Origin of the sequence: Namhaeicola litoreus (genome assembly GCF_042679565.1) — a bacterium.
Lineage (GTDB): Bacteria > Bacteroidota > Bacteroidia > Flavobacteriales > Flavobacteriaceae > Namhaeicola > Namhaeicola litoreus.
Map to the genome: position 1 here is coordinate 1,023,878 of NZ_JBHTMY010000002.1, position 13,767 is coordinate 1,037,644.

Annotated in this window: 16 protein-coding genes; 12 read left to right on the forward strand and 4 right to left on the reverse strand. The window is 35.3% G+C overall.

Going from position 1 to position 13,767, the window contains the following annotated elements; all coding sequences use genetic code 11:
* Nucleotides 1–209: 209 nt before the first annotated feature.
* Nucleotides 210–959, forward strand: coding sequence for a DUF6090 family protein (locus ACFQ39_RS06270; RefSeq protein WP_377177147.1), 750 nt, complete (start codon nucleotides 210–212; stop codon nucleotides 957–959).
* 44 nt (nucleotides 960–1,003) lie between these two features.
* Here ACFQ39_RS06270 and ACFQ39_RS06275 read toward each other — a convergent pair whose 3' ends face one another.
* Complete coding sequence (locus tag ACFQ39_RS06275; RefSeq protein WP_377177149.1) at nucleotides 1,004–1,255, reverse strand: hypothetical protein; 252 nt, start codon at nucleotides 1,253–1,255, stop codon at nucleotides 1,004–1,006.
* Nucleotides 1,256–1,444: 189 nt separating this feature from the next.
* Between ACFQ39_RS06275 and ACFQ39_RS06280 the strand changes: the two genes are divergently transcribed.
* The 6 genes from ACFQ39_RS06280 (at nucleotide 1,445) to ACFQ39_RS06305 (ending at nucleotide 5,356) form a co-directional block, all read left to right on the forward strand.
* Nucleotides 1,445–1,855 (forward strand): DUF6438 domain-containing protein, encoded by a 411-nt coding sequence (locus ACFQ39_RS06280; protein ID WP_377177151.1) that lies wholly within the window; start codon nucleotides 1,445–1,447, stop codon nucleotides 1,853–1,855.
* 84 nt (nucleotides 1,856–1,939) lie between these two features.
* Nucleotides 1,940–2,104: a hypothetical protein gene (locus ACFQ39_RS06285; RefSeq protein WP_377177153.1), complete on the forward strand. Its 165-nt coding sequence runs from the start codon at nucleotides 1,940–1,942 to the stop codon at nucleotides 2,102–2,104.
* A gap of 51 nt (nucleotides 2,105–2,155) precedes the next feature.
* Complete coding sequence (locus ACFQ39_RS06290) at nucleotides 2,156–2,545, forward strand: hypothetical protein (RefSeq protein ID WP_377177155.1); 390 nt, start codon at nucleotides 2,156–2,158, stop codon at nucleotides 2,543–2,545.
* Between the two features lie 15 nt (nucleotides 2,546–2,560).
* A complete protein-coding gene (locus ACFQ39_RS06295; RefSeq protein WP_377177157.1) occupies nucleotides 2,561–3,028 on the forward strand; it encodes a 5' nucleotidase, NT5C type in 468 nt (155 codons plus the stop codon).
* Between the two features lies 1 nt (nucleotide 3,029).
* On the forward strand, nucleotides 3,030–4,979 hold the full coding sequence (locus ACFQ39_RS06300; protein WP_377177159.1) for a DUF2779 domain-containing protein: 1,950 nt from the start codon (nucleotides 3,030–3,032) through the stop codon (nucleotides 4,977–4,979).
* A gap of 92 nt (nucleotides 4,980–5,071) precedes the next feature.
* Complete coding sequence (locus ACFQ39_RS06305; RefSeq protein ID WP_377177161.1) at nucleotides 5,072–5,356, forward strand: hypothetical protein; 285 nt, start codon at nucleotides 5,072–5,074, stop codon at nucleotides 5,354–5,356.
* Nucleotides 5,357–5,585: 229 nt separating this feature from the next.
* Here the strand turns inward: ACFQ39_RS06305 and ACFQ39_RS06310 are convergent, their stop codons facing one another.
* Both ACFQ39_RS06310 and ACFQ39_RS06315 read right to left on the reverse strand, forming a co-directional pair.
* Nucleotides 5,586–6,515 carry a hypothetical protein gene (locus ACFQ39_RS06310; RefSeq protein WP_377177163.1) on the reverse strand — a complete coding sequence of 310 codons (930 nt, stop codon included), beginning with the start codon at nucleotides 6,513–6,515 and terminating at the stop codon, nucleotides 5,586–5,588.
* Between the two features lies 1 nt (nucleotide 6,516).
* Nucleotides 6,517–8,154: a DUF3696 domain-containing protein gene (locus tag ACFQ39_RS06315; protein WP_377177165.1), complete on the reverse strand. Its 1,638-nt coding sequence runs from the start codon at nucleotides 8,152–8,154 to the stop codon at nucleotides 6,517–6,519.
* A 192-nt stretch (nucleotides 8,155–8,346) separates the two neighbouring features.
* Between ACFQ39_RS06315 and ACFQ39_RS06320 the strand changes: the two genes are divergently transcribed.
* Nucleotides 8,347–9,207: a Swt1 family HEPN domain-containing protein gene (locus ACFQ39_RS06320; RefSeq protein WP_377177167.1), complete on the forward strand. Its 861-nt coding sequence runs from the start codon at nucleotides 8,347–8,349 to the stop codon at nucleotides 9,205–9,207.
* Nucleotides 9,208–9,209: 2 nt separating this feature from the next.
* On the opposite strand, the gene ACFQ39_RS06325 is transcribed toward ACFQ39_RS06320, so the two are convergent.
* Entirely contained in the window at nucleotides 9,210–9,341 is a 132-nt protein-coding gene (locus ACFQ39_RS06325) for a hypothetical protein (RefSeq protein ID WP_377177169.1), read from the reverse strand.
* A 432-nt stretch (nucleotides 9,342–9,773) separates the two neighbouring features.
* On the opposite strand from ACFQ39_RS06325, the gene ACFQ39_RS06330 reads away from it, so the two are divergent.
* From ACFQ39_RS06330 to ACFQ39_RS06345, 4 genes are all read left to right on the forward strand, one after another.
* Entirely contained in the window at nucleotides 9,774–10,781 is a 1,008-nt protein-coding gene (locus tag ACFQ39_RS06330) for a helix-turn-helix transcriptional regulator (RefSeq protein WP_377177171.1), read from the forward strand.
* A gap of 66 nt (nucleotides 10,782–10,847) precedes the next feature.
* Entirely contained in the window at nucleotides 10,848–12,110 is a 1,263-nt protein-coding gene (locus ACFQ39_RS06335) for a DUF2130 domain-containing protein (protein ID WP_377177173.1), read from the forward strand.
* A gap of 11 nt (nucleotides 12,111–12,121) precedes the next feature.
* Nucleotides 12,122–12,475, forward strand: a complete 354-nt coding sequence (locus tag ACFQ39_RS06340; protein WP_377177175.1) for a hypothetical protein — start codon at nucleotides 12,122–12,124, stop codon at nucleotides 12,473–12,475.
* Between the two features lie 51 nt (nucleotides 12,476–12,526).
* Nucleotides 12,527–13,702, forward strand: coding sequence for a BT4734/BF3469 family protein (locus ACFQ39_RS06345; protein WP_377177177.1), 1,176 nt, complete (start codon nucleotides 12,527–12,529; stop codon nucleotides 13,700–13,702).
* Nucleotides 13,703–13,767 lie beyond the last annotated feature (65 nt).

The window sequence follows — 13,767 nt, forward strand, 5'->3', positions numbered from 1 at the left end:
CAAAAAGATATAATAAACTTTTTACCCCTATGATATATTTGTAAATAACTATTTTAGTGAGGATATAACCGTTGTGCTTCATCCCGAGTACTCGGGACAAACCATTAACTAATGATTAAACTTTTTAAAGGACCGAACGGCCATCAATGGTCCGTAGACCTTTGAAAGTGAGGAGCCAGGCGGTGCAGTGACCCAAAAAAACAAAAGATATGATCAATTTTTTCAGAAGAATGAGACAAAACATACTTTCAGAAGAAAAAACCGGAAAGCCTGCCTGGCCGGTAGCCAGGTACTTGAAATATGCCATTGGTGAAATTTTTCTAGTGGTTATCGGTATTTTAATTGCCCTTCAGATTAATAATTGGAACGAAACTAGAAAGTTGCGTGTTTTAGAAATAAGCATTTTAGAAGAAATCCAACAAGCATTGATTCAAGATACCATTGTGATTAATGCTAATATAGAATACTTGTTAGATAAAAATCTGAAATCTCAAGAATTGATATCACATATTGAAAACAAAATTCCATACAAAAAAAGGCTGGACACTTTAATGATGGACCTTTACTATCATAGAGGTTATAAGACCTTCAATATTTCTGCTTTTGATTTATTAAAAGAAAATGGATTTGGGATTATTAAAAATGACACCTTGCGGAAACAGATTACGAAACATTACAATTCAGACTTGTCAGATATAATTGGATTATTTGATCGACTAGAGCAAATTAATTTAATCCAAGGTGCTAATGTCTATCAAAACTATAAAGTTGCTCGTGGTTTAATACAGACGTATGACTATCAAGAACTTCTAAATAACCCCAAAATTTTTGCCCCCTTTTATCATTTCGACACAATGAATAATGCCTATTATAGAGGTTTAACTAATTTCAAATCAAAAATTATAGTATTACTAAAAAGTCTAAACTCAGAATTAGAAAAAAGAAAAAAGGGTGGTTAAACATAACGAAAACCTTCCAGCCGCACGCAGGCAAAACAATAACTTTAAGTAATTGCTAGTGCAAGTGCACTTCTGGCACAAGCACAGAATTGGCGTAGCAAAACCTTACGGATTTTATGCTTTTTATACGATTCAAAACAAGCTGTCATAACCGTCAACTTATAATTTAGAAAAGCAATATTTGGAGGTTCTGGTGCCTGGCTTTTAGCTACCTCAGGCTGTCTTGTCTTACAAGCATAAAAAAAGAAGGTCAGTAAAAAACTGATACCGAAAAAATAAATGCGGGTTTTACTCATTTAAAATAAATTGGTCAATTTACTTTTTATGTTGGAGGAAAACCGATAACAATTAATTCGCGAGGTGAATATAGTATTTCCCTTATGCTTTTATAAACGAAGATTTAAAAAGTTAACATGCTAAATTCATTTTCAACTACAAATGTTAACTTTAATGTTTCATAGTCATTAACGCTAAACAGTTGTTATATGCCCATATCTCCATTCAAAACCATTTCCCTCGAAAGAACCATGTGTTATGGGGATTGCCCGGTTTATACAGTAAAGATCAATGCCAACGGACGGGTAAAATTAAAACAAGAGGGTAATATTTTTGAGGGATGGAAACATGTGGTTTCCTGGCAAATAGACCGGGGAAAGATCAATAAAATCAATGAAGTCATTCACAAATATGGATATTTTACCTTAAAAGAAAACGAGGGAGAAGTTCTTTACGCTACAGACCATCCCTATTGTATCACTAAAATTGAACTTCAGGATGGTACCAAAAGAAAAATAGAACATTACCTGGGCGATAACATGTATCCCAAAAGATTAACAACCATTGAAAATTGGATTGACAAATTGATCGAAACGGAAATCTATTTAAGTCAAATATAATCAAAGTAAAATAACAGTGGAACCAGACTGCACATCTACTGCACTGTTTAAGTATAAATTTGAACAACATAAACCAAAATGTTCATGACAAAACCAACCCTCATACTGGAACTACTTGCCGAAGGTGGCGCTCTTACCCTTTACAAAACTGAGCATGGATATTACTATACCACCGATGAATCAGCATTGATGGATCTTCTCGAGGAGTTAACACCAGAAGATGTTTATAAAAAATCCTATTTTTTTTAATCTTTCCGTGAGGCCATGATGAGTATGTTGTCCAAATACCCGATCTTTAAAATGCACCCTGATCAAATTCACCCCGATTTTTTAGAGAGCATCAAAGAACAATACCAAAATTTCAAAATTATTTATGGTTTTGAAAATGCCTATAAAGAAGACAAATGGAATCGAATCTTATTTAATAAAACCCCTCATGAACATAACACAGCGCTCTGGCAAAGTCCTGCCATCAATGAATTGGAAAAATCGTATGGCTCTCGTCACTATACTAGTCAAAAAGTAAATTTTCTGATTGATCAATTCTTAGACTATCGCGAAAACCACAGCTTTGGCGAATATGATGACACGGTGATTCTAACAGATGATGAATTGTTGGAAAGAAAAGAACGTATCGAATTCCTTACCGCCAAATGGAAAGAAGTACAAAAAGACATTGATTTCAACTAAATACCATTAAATACCATGATGAAAAAAACACTTTATATCGATATGGACAATGTCCTGGTAGATTTTCCTTCTGCCTTTGCTAAAATTGACAAAGAAATTTTGACCCAATATGAACACAAAGATGATATCCCCGGAATCTTTGCACTCATGGATCCGGTAGAAGATGCCATAGAATCCATAGAATTTCTGGCCAAACATTTTGAGGTTTACATCCTTTCAACGGCCCCCTGGGAAAATCCTTCCGCCTGGCGCGATAAACTGCTCTGGATCAAAAAACACTTGCCTGAAATTGGCTATAAACGATTAATTCTTTCGCACAACAAACACCTCAACATCGGGGATTATATCATCGACGATCGCACCAAAAATGGCGTGGATAAATTTCAGGGTAGACATTTGCATTTTGGAGAAGAGGGCGACTATAAATCCTGGAAAGAAGTCGTTAACCATTTATGTGAAATTGAAAAAATAAAGAATAAATAATATGCCACGATACCTCACAAAATCCCGCTTCAAATTGGCACTCGATTGCCCAACCAAATTGTTTTATACAAAAAAGGAAAACCTTTATGCCAATACCAAAATTGAGGATCCCTTCCTGATTGCTTTGGCAGAAGGTGGTTTCCAGGTAGAAGAACTCGCGCGCATGTATTATCCGGAAGGAGTTGCCATTCTGGGCGACGACCGTAATTATGACAAACTGATCTCGAGAACCAACGAATTATTGCATCATGAAAATGTGACCCTCTTCGAAGCCGCCTTTTTATTTGAAGGTTTGTTTATCCGCGTCGATATCCTGAACAAAAAAGGAAACAAGATCGAACTCATTGAAGTAAAGGCCAAGTCTGTGAGCGGATTGGAACATACCTCCTACATGACCAAAAATGGAATAAAATCTGATTGGATACCCTATTTATACGATGTAGCCTTTCAGCAATACGTCATCCAAAAAAGTTTTCCCAATTGGACTGTAAAGCCTTATTTAATGATGGCAAACAAGGATGCAGTTGCCACGGTCGACGGACTCAATCAAATGTTCAAAGTCACCAAAAATGCCAACAACAGAACCGGTATCCTCAAACAGGAAAATTTAAAACTTGAAGACCTGGGTGATCCCATCCTAACCAAAATTTCAGTGCAGGAGGAGGTGGAAAGAATTCAAACCAAAAACCCAAAATTCGAAAACCTCACCTTCGAAAAACTCATTGAACATTTTCGCGCTCATTATGCATCCGATACCAAAATTGTAAACCCCATTGGAATCCAGTGCAAAAACTGTGAATTCAAAACAGCGGATCGATCGCTAAAAAGCGGGTTTCACGAATGTTGGCAAGAACAGCTCAATCTTTCTGAAAAATTGATCGACAGACCGAAGGTCTATGAAGTCTCAAACCTCCGCAGTGCGGCCAAACTGATGGAAGAAGGAAAATTCTTTATGGAAGAACTATCAGAAAACGACATACAACCCACACCCGCCCCCGGGGTGATCTCACCAAAAGAAAGGCAATGGATCCAAATTGAAAAAGTTAAAGAAAATAATTCCGAACCTTATTTTGAACTGGACGGATTACGTGACGAACTCGAGGCTTGGAAATTCCCCCTCAATTTCATCGACTTCGAAACTTCCGCCATTGCCTTACCTTTTACCAAAAACAGAAGACCTTATGAGTCGATCGCCTTTCAGTTTTCGCACCACATCGTGTTTGCAGATGGACGAGTAGAACATGTTTCAGAATACCTGAACGCCCTTCCCGGGGTCTTCCCGAACTTTGATTTTATAAGGGCCCTCAAAGCTTCTCTGGAAACAAACCAAGGCTCCATTTTTCGCTACCACAACCACGAGAACAACATCGTTAACGCCATCTACAAACAATTGCAGGAATCACAAGAACCCGACAAAAAGGAACTGATGGACTTCATCCAAACCATCAGCCACAATACCAACAGCAATGCCCATAGCTGGCAAGGAGAAAGGGATATGATCGATCTATGGCAAGTGGTCAAAAATTACTATTACGACCCACATACCGGAGGCTCAAATTCCATCAAAGATGTCCTCCCAGCCGTATTGAATTCCAGTAGGTTTTTAAAAGAAAAATATTCAAAACCCATCGAAACCATCAACCTCACAAGTAAAAATTTCCCGAATGATTTTGTCTTTCTCAAACTTGAAAACGAGGAAGTAATCAATCCCTACAAACGCCTGCCTCCCCTTTTTGAAGGCTGGGACCAGGATGCGCTGGACAATACCGTTACTGAGATCGAAGACATCAGCAATGGTGGCGCAGCACTAACGGCTTATGGAAAATTGCAATTTGAAGAAGTAAGTGAGGAAGAGAGAAAAGCCATCGAAGCAGGCCTACTCAAATACTGCGAACTCGATACCTTGGCCATGGTGATGATCTATGAGTATTTTAGAGAAATTACAAGCTAAAATCAATTCCATCGCATAGAAGAATTTGTAAGATCTCAATTTGAAAAAATCATTAAATACTGAAAGAAACAAGACCGGGATAAACTATTCCGATGAAAAAACAAAGAATTATGAGCAGAAAACCATTTTACGAGGGGGATGAAAAAGTTTGGAAAACTATAAAAATCCCAAAACCAAAAAAGCCCATTTTGACAGAAGAAAAATACCAACGGTATTTGGAGGGGCGCTACGAATTACCGTCCCTTGAAAGGCTAATGATAGACTTCTGGTATGAAAGGCGCGAGCCTAAAAACGAGGAGGAAAGACAATTGCAAAAAGAAGTTTTAGAAATTAAGGCTTCTAGCAAATCATTACACATTGATGGAGAAGTATTTTAAAAGAAATTCAACAAAAAAAGAATGCCAAAAATAAAGTTTCACCAAACGTCAAGTGCATACGATGACCTATAGCCCAAAGAGCACCAATGACACCAAAAAAATATTCAACATTACCTGGGCGATAACATGTATCCCAAAAGATTGACGACCATCGAAAATTGGATTGATAAACTGATTGAAATCAATAAATATTATATAACTGAATAAATAGCAAAATTATAAAAACAAATCATGGATACATCTTAAATTTTAAGCTATCCAGGTTCTTCAACTTATTAATATATGCCCGCTGCATTTTACGGTGATTATTTAATCGATTATAAGTATATCTATCAAAAATTGATTCTGATATGATCTGTGAATTGGAAGGTTTTGATTGGCTGAGATTAAAACCTTTTCCACAATCTGTTAAACTAAAATTGGTTTGGATAATTCGGTCGTGAAAATCGAATGGATTTTCTATTCCATCCATAATAATTTGAAATTTGGCCTGTAAATTGGCAAAAGTTCTATTGAGCAGTTCATAACGTTTCTTTGCTTTTTCTTTGATATGTTTCGCCTCTGTACTTAAAGGATTCAAGTCCTTGGTAAGGATGTCAATTTGCAAATTCCCCGTTCTTTTTCCGAGTAACAATTTGAGTATCGGTAAAATATTATCTTCCACTTTTTGACGGTCTTTATCGCTTAACACATACCCATCTGTGATCACAAGATTATTAAAAGGAAGTTCGTTAAATTGTTCTAAAAATTGCCAGCCTTTAAAACCTTCGCTTAAATCAATTTTAAAATGTAGTTTATCAATAATTTCTTTTATCCTGCGCTCATAATTATCAAAAGTAAAACAGAGTGCACCTTTTTTTTCCGCCTCTTCAAACCATGCTTGTGGTTCATTCATAAATACCAATACCTGACTGAAATCTGATTTTTCAAACAATTGCTTTTCAATTGAATCAACGGGTGTGGGAGGTAATGTATTGCCAATTAAAGCGAAATATTCATTCTCAGATTTCAGCTTTTCAAAATCATCTGGATTAAAATCTATAAAGACACGCTTATCTCCATAGGAAGTTAAAATTGACTTTAAAACCTCCTGGCTGGGCCTGCCTTCATATTCAATATAAAAATTATCTAAAAAAACTTTGTCAACGTATAACTCCATATCAATTGTTTTGACCTTTATTTATTCTCAAAAGTTCAAACTGTAATTTGGTCGCTTCATCATAAAATCCTGGTCCGAAAGAATCTGTGAGTCCGCCAAACGTATTGATATTAATTTTTTTTACCTTTTTCTCCTTTTCATTCACATATTCATCTTCATTAAAATAATAGATATTGATATCCTCAGTCGTAATTTCCTTATTGGCAGTTAAATATTGAAGTTTCCTGATCAGGTATTCAGAATGGGTTTCCAAAATAAAATGTATTCCATAAGTTTTATATGCCAAAACCAACACATCTGCTAATTTTGATTGCAAATTGGGATGTAAATTGGCCTCTGGTTCTTCAATGATTAACGAAATTGGACTTGATTTATCAATTCCATATTTATTGTGTAAATTATATATCTGAATAATAATAGGAACTATCTGGGAATAACCAAATCCTACATCTGCCAAATTAACTAATCTATCGCCCTGTTTTATATAAATTAATGAAATTTCACCTTCATATCTTTCAATTTTTAATTCACCATTTAGTTTGATAATGCTAAAACAATCTTGAATAAAATTCTTGTCAAAGCTTTCTCCGGATATCGCATAATCCCTTATTATTAGGTCAATTTCATTATCCGATCTATTTGATAAGACCCTCTTCTGACCTCCTCTTCTCGGTGAAATATAAAATATACTATCCAATAAAGCTTCGAATTCTTCTATTATTAAATCACATCTTCTAACATAATTTTCATGGATTAGGTTTATTTTAAAGTGTTTACCATCTTGTTGAGTTAATTGTGTATCAAAATCATAATCAAATATCAATTTACCCAATTTTGAATAAGTAATTTCATATTGGGAAAAGTCAATATTTAATTCTTTAACCAACCTAAAGTGGAATTCACTCTTCACTAAAACTCCGAGACTATTTAAATGAGATCTGAAATTTATAAAAAAATCTAACTTTTCAACGGGGTTTTGGGAATAAGGATCTATTGCTTCTAAAACTACATTTTCAAATAATTCTTCCTGAATGCCAAGCATTTGAGAACTGAACTTTTCCGTGAAAACAATATCACCTTTTACCAGTTCAAATAATAAGCCATCTCTGTTAACATTTAATAATTCTTCTTTCAAATGCTTCAATTCCTTCTCAATTCCCAAGTTTGAATCCAACTTCCATCTAAATAACCTTTCGAAAACTTCTTTGGAATTCGATGTTTTAAAATCGACTTTGTAAATGTCATCAATTATTTTTTTGATCATAATATTGTTGAATTCATATTTTGATCCGCCAATTGAACGATATTTAAATAAAAATCCATCTTCGTTAAAACTCAGTTCCCTAATCATACTATTTTGATAGATAAATTCAATAAATTCATTCTCACCAAAAATCTTAATTTTTAATACATCTTCTTCATTCAACCAATTCAAACATTTTTCAAAACTCTCAAGATTATGTATGTTTCGATCATTAAAGTTTAACTTATTTATCCCATTTTTAAATAGTAATATTAATTTTATAAATGAACTCTTCCCAGAACTATTTGGCCCGGTCAACACGGTTAGAGGTGCCAATTCAAACTCTGTATAATCCTTAAATACCCTGAAATTTTCTATGCCAATTTTTTTGATCATTTCCCTATTATTTGAATAATCATGATTATTTTTCTAAATGGTTTGTTGCATTAAATTTAGTTATTTTTTCAAGGCAAATATCAAAATTACCTATGCACCCTATCTGCATAAAACAACTCAACATAAAGTTAATGTCCCTGTACAAAAATTTTGATCGATTTTAATATCTTTAATCATTCAAACTCCAAACACATGCTCATAGGCGAACTCGTCAAAACACATGTTGACAAAATCTTTCAGTATTGCGAAACAAAAGACCGTGATGAATTGTTCCATCTTATGGACAAAGAATATTCCAAAAGAACCTTCAACATCAATTTTCCATTTTGCAAGGAGTACAATCAAATCGTAAAGGACGATGAAGCTGTGCGCTTCTGGAAAAAAGATTATACCATTCGCAATAAAGACTTGCGCGTTTGTAGCCAATGGATAATTACGAGCAAAGATTTATTTTTAGACTATCTACTCGAAAAAAAGATCATCTCTCCAAATGAGTATAACCATTACCAAAAAATAGTGATGGCTGATCCAAATAAAAGGTCCGGATCAAAATCTAACGGTCTAAAAAATAAAACTGCAAAACCCTTTCGGGAGATTTTAGACCACATCACAACCGATGAAGTACTCAAATCAGAGGCCTTAGAAATGAGCACTTATTATACCCTTTTCTATACCTTGGAACGATCCATTCGCAAAATGATTGTAGAAATAATGGAAGAGAAATACGGAGAAAATTGGTGGGATAAAAAAGTTGATTTTCGGGTGAAAGAAAACGTAAAAAATAATTTGGAATATGAATTAGACACACCACAAACTAAACGGTCTGAAAATGAGATTGATTATTCTACCTTTGGTGATTTAAGAAAAATCATAAATGTAAATTGGACTGATTTTGAACCTAAATTTTGCAAAAGCTTAAAATCTATAAATGAAACGCTCATAAATTTGAATAGACTGAGAGTTCCTATTGCACATTGTACACCAATGGCACCAAAGGAAGTTGAACGCCTTAAAATGCAATTAGACGACTGGCATGACGCATTAAAAGAATAACCTCACTTCGGCGTAAGTTTATTCATCACCAAAGCAAGGGTGATACCTATAAAAAGAATAGCGTATTTACCTATCCAATAGCTCACAAACAATATTCCTAAAACAACCAATGTTTTGTAAAGTGTTTTATCCATTTTCCTTGTTTTTATAAATTGCTGATAGCCTTGCGCTAATTGCAGGCTGTATTTTACACCCACAATTCAAATTTAGAATCAATCTATGCACTCTTTCTGCACACAATTTTCTACATTTATACCGATCCATTTTGATCCAGAATAATAAAATGAAGCACAATAAAACCGGCCTCAAATTAAAAAGAAATTAATATCGACAAAGTAAAATCCTTTTTTCGACAGAATAGTGAATAAAAATACCGAGATTCAGGTAAATGAAATTTACCGCGGTATTTTTAGAACGGTTTAGCAAAGCTAAAATTCCTACGAAAAAAGTGTCCTTTCTTTGGTTCGTTTCTTTGGACAAGCAAAGAAATGAACGTTTAACTACATTTTAATTTGGAGCCTTGACTTTTTGTTTCTTTTGTGTCAAGACAAAAATGAACGTAGATCATGGCTACAAACAAACACGCACAAATCCGTTACAACACCCTCGACAAATGCTTCCGCAACACCGGAAGAAACTATACCCTGGACGACCTATTAGAAGCTTGTAACAATGCTATTCTCGATTTTGATCCCGCCGCAGAAGGGATCAAAAGGCGACAACTTTTTGACGACATTCGTTTTATGCAAAGCGAACAAGGCTGGAGCATCGAACTCAACGACGAACTGAAATTCGGAAAAAAGAAAGTCTACCGTTATCTCGATCCAACTTTTTCAATTTCTCAGCAACCGCTCTCAGAATCGGATGCCAATCACCTCAAAGCGGCACTGGCAACCTTATCGAGATTCAAGGGTACTCCGCAATACGACTGGATCGAAGAACTTTCCCTTCGCCTGGAGGACAATTTCAAACTAAAAAATACGGATCAAAACATCATTTCCTTTGAAGAAAACCCTTATTTACAAGGGAAAGAACACATCACCCAATTATACAATGCCATCCATTACCAAAAAGTTTTAAAAATCACCTACAAATCCTTCAACAATCCTGAACCCATTATTTTCACCCTGCATCCCTACCACCTAAAACAATACAACAACCGCTGGTTTTTATTGGGGAAAGACGAACGATTTGAGACACTGACCAACCTGGCCCTCGACCGCATCGAAAAAATAGAAGAGACAGCTCAAAAATACACCCCAACCGACATAGACTTTGAAGAATATTTTGACGATGTGATTGGTGTATCAATTTCTGAAAAACCCTTACAAAGCGTATTACTTAAAGTGTCTCCCAATGCCATTCATTATATACGCACAAAACCCCTGCATGGCTCTCAAAAAATTCGCCCACAGGAAGAACATTTTCTGGTAGAACTCAACCTTATTCCAAATTATGAGCTCGAATCATGTTTACTTTCTTACGGAGAGAACATAGAAGTACTAGAACCTACTATGCTAAGGGATAATCTAAAAACGCGTATTGAAGAATTATACAAAAATTATAAAATTTAAACTGTGCAGATAGACTGCATAACATCAAATTAGATTTGTATCTGTCAAATTGTAATAGACCTAGTGATGAAAAATGAAACCCAAATTACCTGTCCGAGTTGTGGAACGCAAATCGATGTCAATGATATCTTAAAACACCAGTTAGAAGATGCCATTCGCAAAGAATACCTGCAAAAAGAAATGCAGATAAAAAAGCAACTCCAAGCAAAAGAAATCCAGTTAAACAATGAAAAAGCTTCACTCGAAGTACTCAAAAGAAAACAGGCCGAAGAGTTTCAAAACCTACTTGATACAAAGTTGAAAGAAAGCCTCAAAGAAAAAGAACTTGGATTACGCAAAAAACTGTCAGAAGAAAATGAAGAACAGATTGCTTTACTAAATGAGGAGCTAAAAGAGAAATCCGACAAACTCAAAGAACTCAACAAAAGTAAAGCGGAGATCGAACGGTTAAAGCGCGAAAAAGAAGAGTTAAAAGACAGTCTATCTGCCGAATTACAAGCGCAGTTAAACATCACCCTTAACCTTGAAAAGGAAAAAATCAAGAAAATGGCAGAGGAAGCCAATGAGTTAAAAATCAAAGAACTTGTCATGCAATTGGAGGCCCAGAAAAAACTGACCGAAGAAATGAAGCGCAAACAGGAACAAGGTTCCATGCAAATCCAGGGCGAAGCCCAAGAATTGGCCATAGAAGAATGGTTAGCAGCCAATTTTCCTCTAGATACCATAGGAGAAATCAAAAAAGGAGCTCGAGGTGCAGACTGTGTTCAGATTGTGAACACCCGTGAACTTCAAAATTGTGGATCTATTTATTACGAGAGCAAAAGAACCAAAGACTTTCAGCCTACATGGATTGAAAAGTTCAAAAACGATATCCGCGAAAAAGGTGCCAATATAGGTGTACTCGTCACAGAAGTATTGCCCAAAGACATGGATAGAATGGGATTGCGCGAAGGCATTTGGATCTGTACTTTTGAAGAGTTCAAAGGTCTGTCCAATGTGCTGCGCCAGTCGGTAATTCAATTGAGTAATGCCATCATCACCCAAGAAAACAAGGGAGATAAAATGGCCATGCTCTATGATTTCTTAACCAGCAATGAGTTCCGTTTACAAATAGAAGGCATTGTAGAAGGTTTTTCGCAAATGAACGAAGACCTGCAAAAAGAAAAAAATGCCATGAAACGAATCTGGAAACAGCGCGAAAAACAGATCGACAAAGTAGTGAACAACACGATCAATATGTACGGCTCCATCAAAGGAATCGCAGGTAATGCCATCCAATCTGTCAAAGCCCTAGAACTTGATCACGAAAATATATTTGAATTGGAATAAACATTAAACTTATGCAAAACGTAGAATTATTTTTAAATCATACCAACCTGTTTTGTCCGGTAACCGGTCAAAAAATCATAGATGAAGATGGAAATTTCACGCCATCAAATACCTTAGTCTATTGTTTTATAGATGAAGCTGGAGGTTTTGAATATGCAAAAGAGGGTATTGAATCCCTTTTTGAAACCTGCATGAAAGAAAAAGAGGAAGAACTGGAGGAAGCATATGCTTTATTTATTGAAAAATTGGAAGAAAAAGATGAAACAGAAAACTGGCTTTGCATGACCATTAATAGCAATATTGTCGGACCCATGGAACAATTTGGTAAATTTTGCTTTGACATGAATTACAACGAAAAAATATAATAGTTCTTTGATATCGGCGTTTAGGGTAAAGTACATTTAAAAAAGTTTGCTATGACTTTACTCACCAATACTGCCTACAGGTTCTCGCTGTATAAAAATCTTATGTCTACCAATAAGCCTGAAATGGAGGTAGACATCAACCAGCTTTATGAAATCATTAAATATGGTTACGTAAAAGATGTGATAGAAAAACTGAGGAAACCCCTTGAAAAGAAAACGTATAACAACATCAAAAAAGGCAGTTTATCTGCCGTTACTTTGAGTGGAGTTTTTAATGAACGAAAACGAGTAGGTCTTCAACAACACAGTGGATTAATACAGATTGACCTAGACAAGGTTGTCAACTATGATCATTTGTTCAGCTGCATTTGCAAAGACAATTACACATACATGGCTTTTAAAAGTCCGGGAGGTAAAGGGATAAAAATCATTGTGAAAATAAATCCCTCAGAAGAAACTCATCTCAGTCAGTTTTGGGCCTTGCAAAAGTATTACAAGGATTACTTTCAAATTGAATTAGATCCCTCATGCAAAGATGTATCAAGAGCCATGCTGCTGTCTTATGACCCCAACATCTATTGCAATCCCGCATCTGATGTTTTTGAAGTCCTGGGAGAAGAACCCAGTAAAAAAAGCACAAGGCTAAAGAAAAACAGTGCAGAAATACAAAAGCAAATCCCTTATGCCCACGACAATGAAAATCTGGTTGCAAACCTAGCAAAGGAATTGGTGAAAAATAAAATCGATATAACAAATACCTACGACAAATGGTGGCGTGTAGGTTTGTCAATTGCAAATACCCTTGGCGAACAGGGTAGAAATTATTTTCACGAGATCAGCTCAGTTTATACCGAGTATGACCCGCGAGAAGCTGATCGTTTTTATGACCATATTCTCGAAAAAAATAAGGGACTAATCACCCTGGGTACCTTGGTTCATTTTGCGAAAGAAGAAGGAATTTACATCCATAGAGGCATAACAGATCAACAAGAAATACCAAAAATAACTGTCAAAAGAGACCTGTACAGCGATCTAAAAAAAATGCGTTTGGAAATGGCAAGAGCGGAAAAAAAACCCGCCTTCGTCATTTTCTCTAACAAAGTCTTAGATCAATTGGTGAAAAATGTACCAAAAACAAAAAATGAATTGATTAGAATCAACGGGATAAGCAAATTAAAAGTAAAAGAATTCGGAGATAGTATTTTAAAAGTGATCAACAAGAAATGAAAATGTACAACAATAAAAGAATTTGTATTAAAAAAAACATCTTGATGACTCAATCTCTTAGTAAC

Excerpts from the sequence above, each read along its gene's own strand:
- ACFQ39_RS06270 (WP_377177147.1), top strand. The coding sequence starts at position 210 with ATGATCAATTTTTTCAGAAGAATGAGACAAAACATACTTTCAGAAGAA.
- ACFQ39_RS06275 (WP_377177149.1), bottom strand. The coding sequence starts at position 1,255 with ATGAGTAAAACCCGCATTTATTTTTTCGGTATCAGTTTTTTACTGACC.
- ACFQ39_RS06280 (WP_377177151.1), top strand. The coding sequence starts at position 1,445 with ATGCCCATATCTCCATTCAAAACCATTTCCCTCGAAAGAACCATGTGT.
- ACFQ39_RS06285 (WP_377177153.1), top strand. The coding sequence starts at position 1,940 with ATGACAAAACCAACCCTCATACTGGAACTACTTGCCGAAGGTGGCGCT.
- ACFQ39_RS06290 (WP_377177155.1), top strand. The coding sequence starts at position 2,156 with ATGCACCCTGATCAAATTCACCCCGATTTTTTAGAGAGCATCAAAGAA.
- ACFQ39_RS06295 (WP_377177157.1), top strand. The coding sequence starts at position 2,561 with ATGATGAAAAAAACACTTTATATCGATATGGACAATGTCCTGGTAGAT.
- ACFQ39_RS06300 (WP_377177159.1), top strand. The coding sequence starts at position 3,030 with ATGCCACGATACCTCACAAAATCCCGCTTCAAATTGGCACTCGATTGC.
- ACFQ39_RS06305 (WP_377177161.1), top strand. The coding sequence starts at position 5,072 with ATGAAAAAACAAAGAATTATGAGCAGAAAACCATTTTACGAGGGGGAT.
- ACFQ39_RS06310 (WP_377177163.1), bottom strand. The coding sequence starts at position 6,515 with ATGGAGTTATACGTTGACAAAGTTTTTTTAGATAATTTTTATATTGAA.
- ACFQ39_RS06315 (WP_377177165.1), bottom strand. The coding sequence starts at position 8,154 with ATGATCAAAAAAATTGGCATAGAAAATTTCAGGGTATTTAAGGATTAT.
- ACFQ39_RS06320 (WP_377177167.1), top strand. The coding sequence starts at position 8,347 with ATGCTCATAGGCGAACTCGTCAAAACACATGTTGACAAAATCTTTCAG.
- ACFQ39_RS06325 (WP_377177169.1), bottom strand. The coding sequence starts at position 9,341 with ATGGATAAAACACTTTACAAAACATTGGTTGTTTTAGGAATATTGTTT.
- ACFQ39_RS06330 (WP_377177171.1), top strand. The coding sequence starts at position 9,774 with ATGGCTACAAACAAACACGCACAAATCCGTTACAACACCCTCGACAAA.
- ACFQ39_RS06335 (WP_377177173.1), top strand. The coding sequence starts at position 10,848 with ATGAAAAATGAAACCCAAATTACCTGTCCGAGTTGTGGAACGCAAATC.
- ACFQ39_RS06340 (WP_377177175.1), top strand. The coding sequence starts at position 12,122 with ATGCAAAACGTAGAATTATTTTTAAATCATACCAACCTGTTTTGTCCG.
- ACFQ39_RS06345 (WP_377177177.1), top strand. The coding sequence starts at position 12,527 with ATGACTTTACTCACCAATACTGCCTACAGGTTCTCGCTGTATAAAAAT.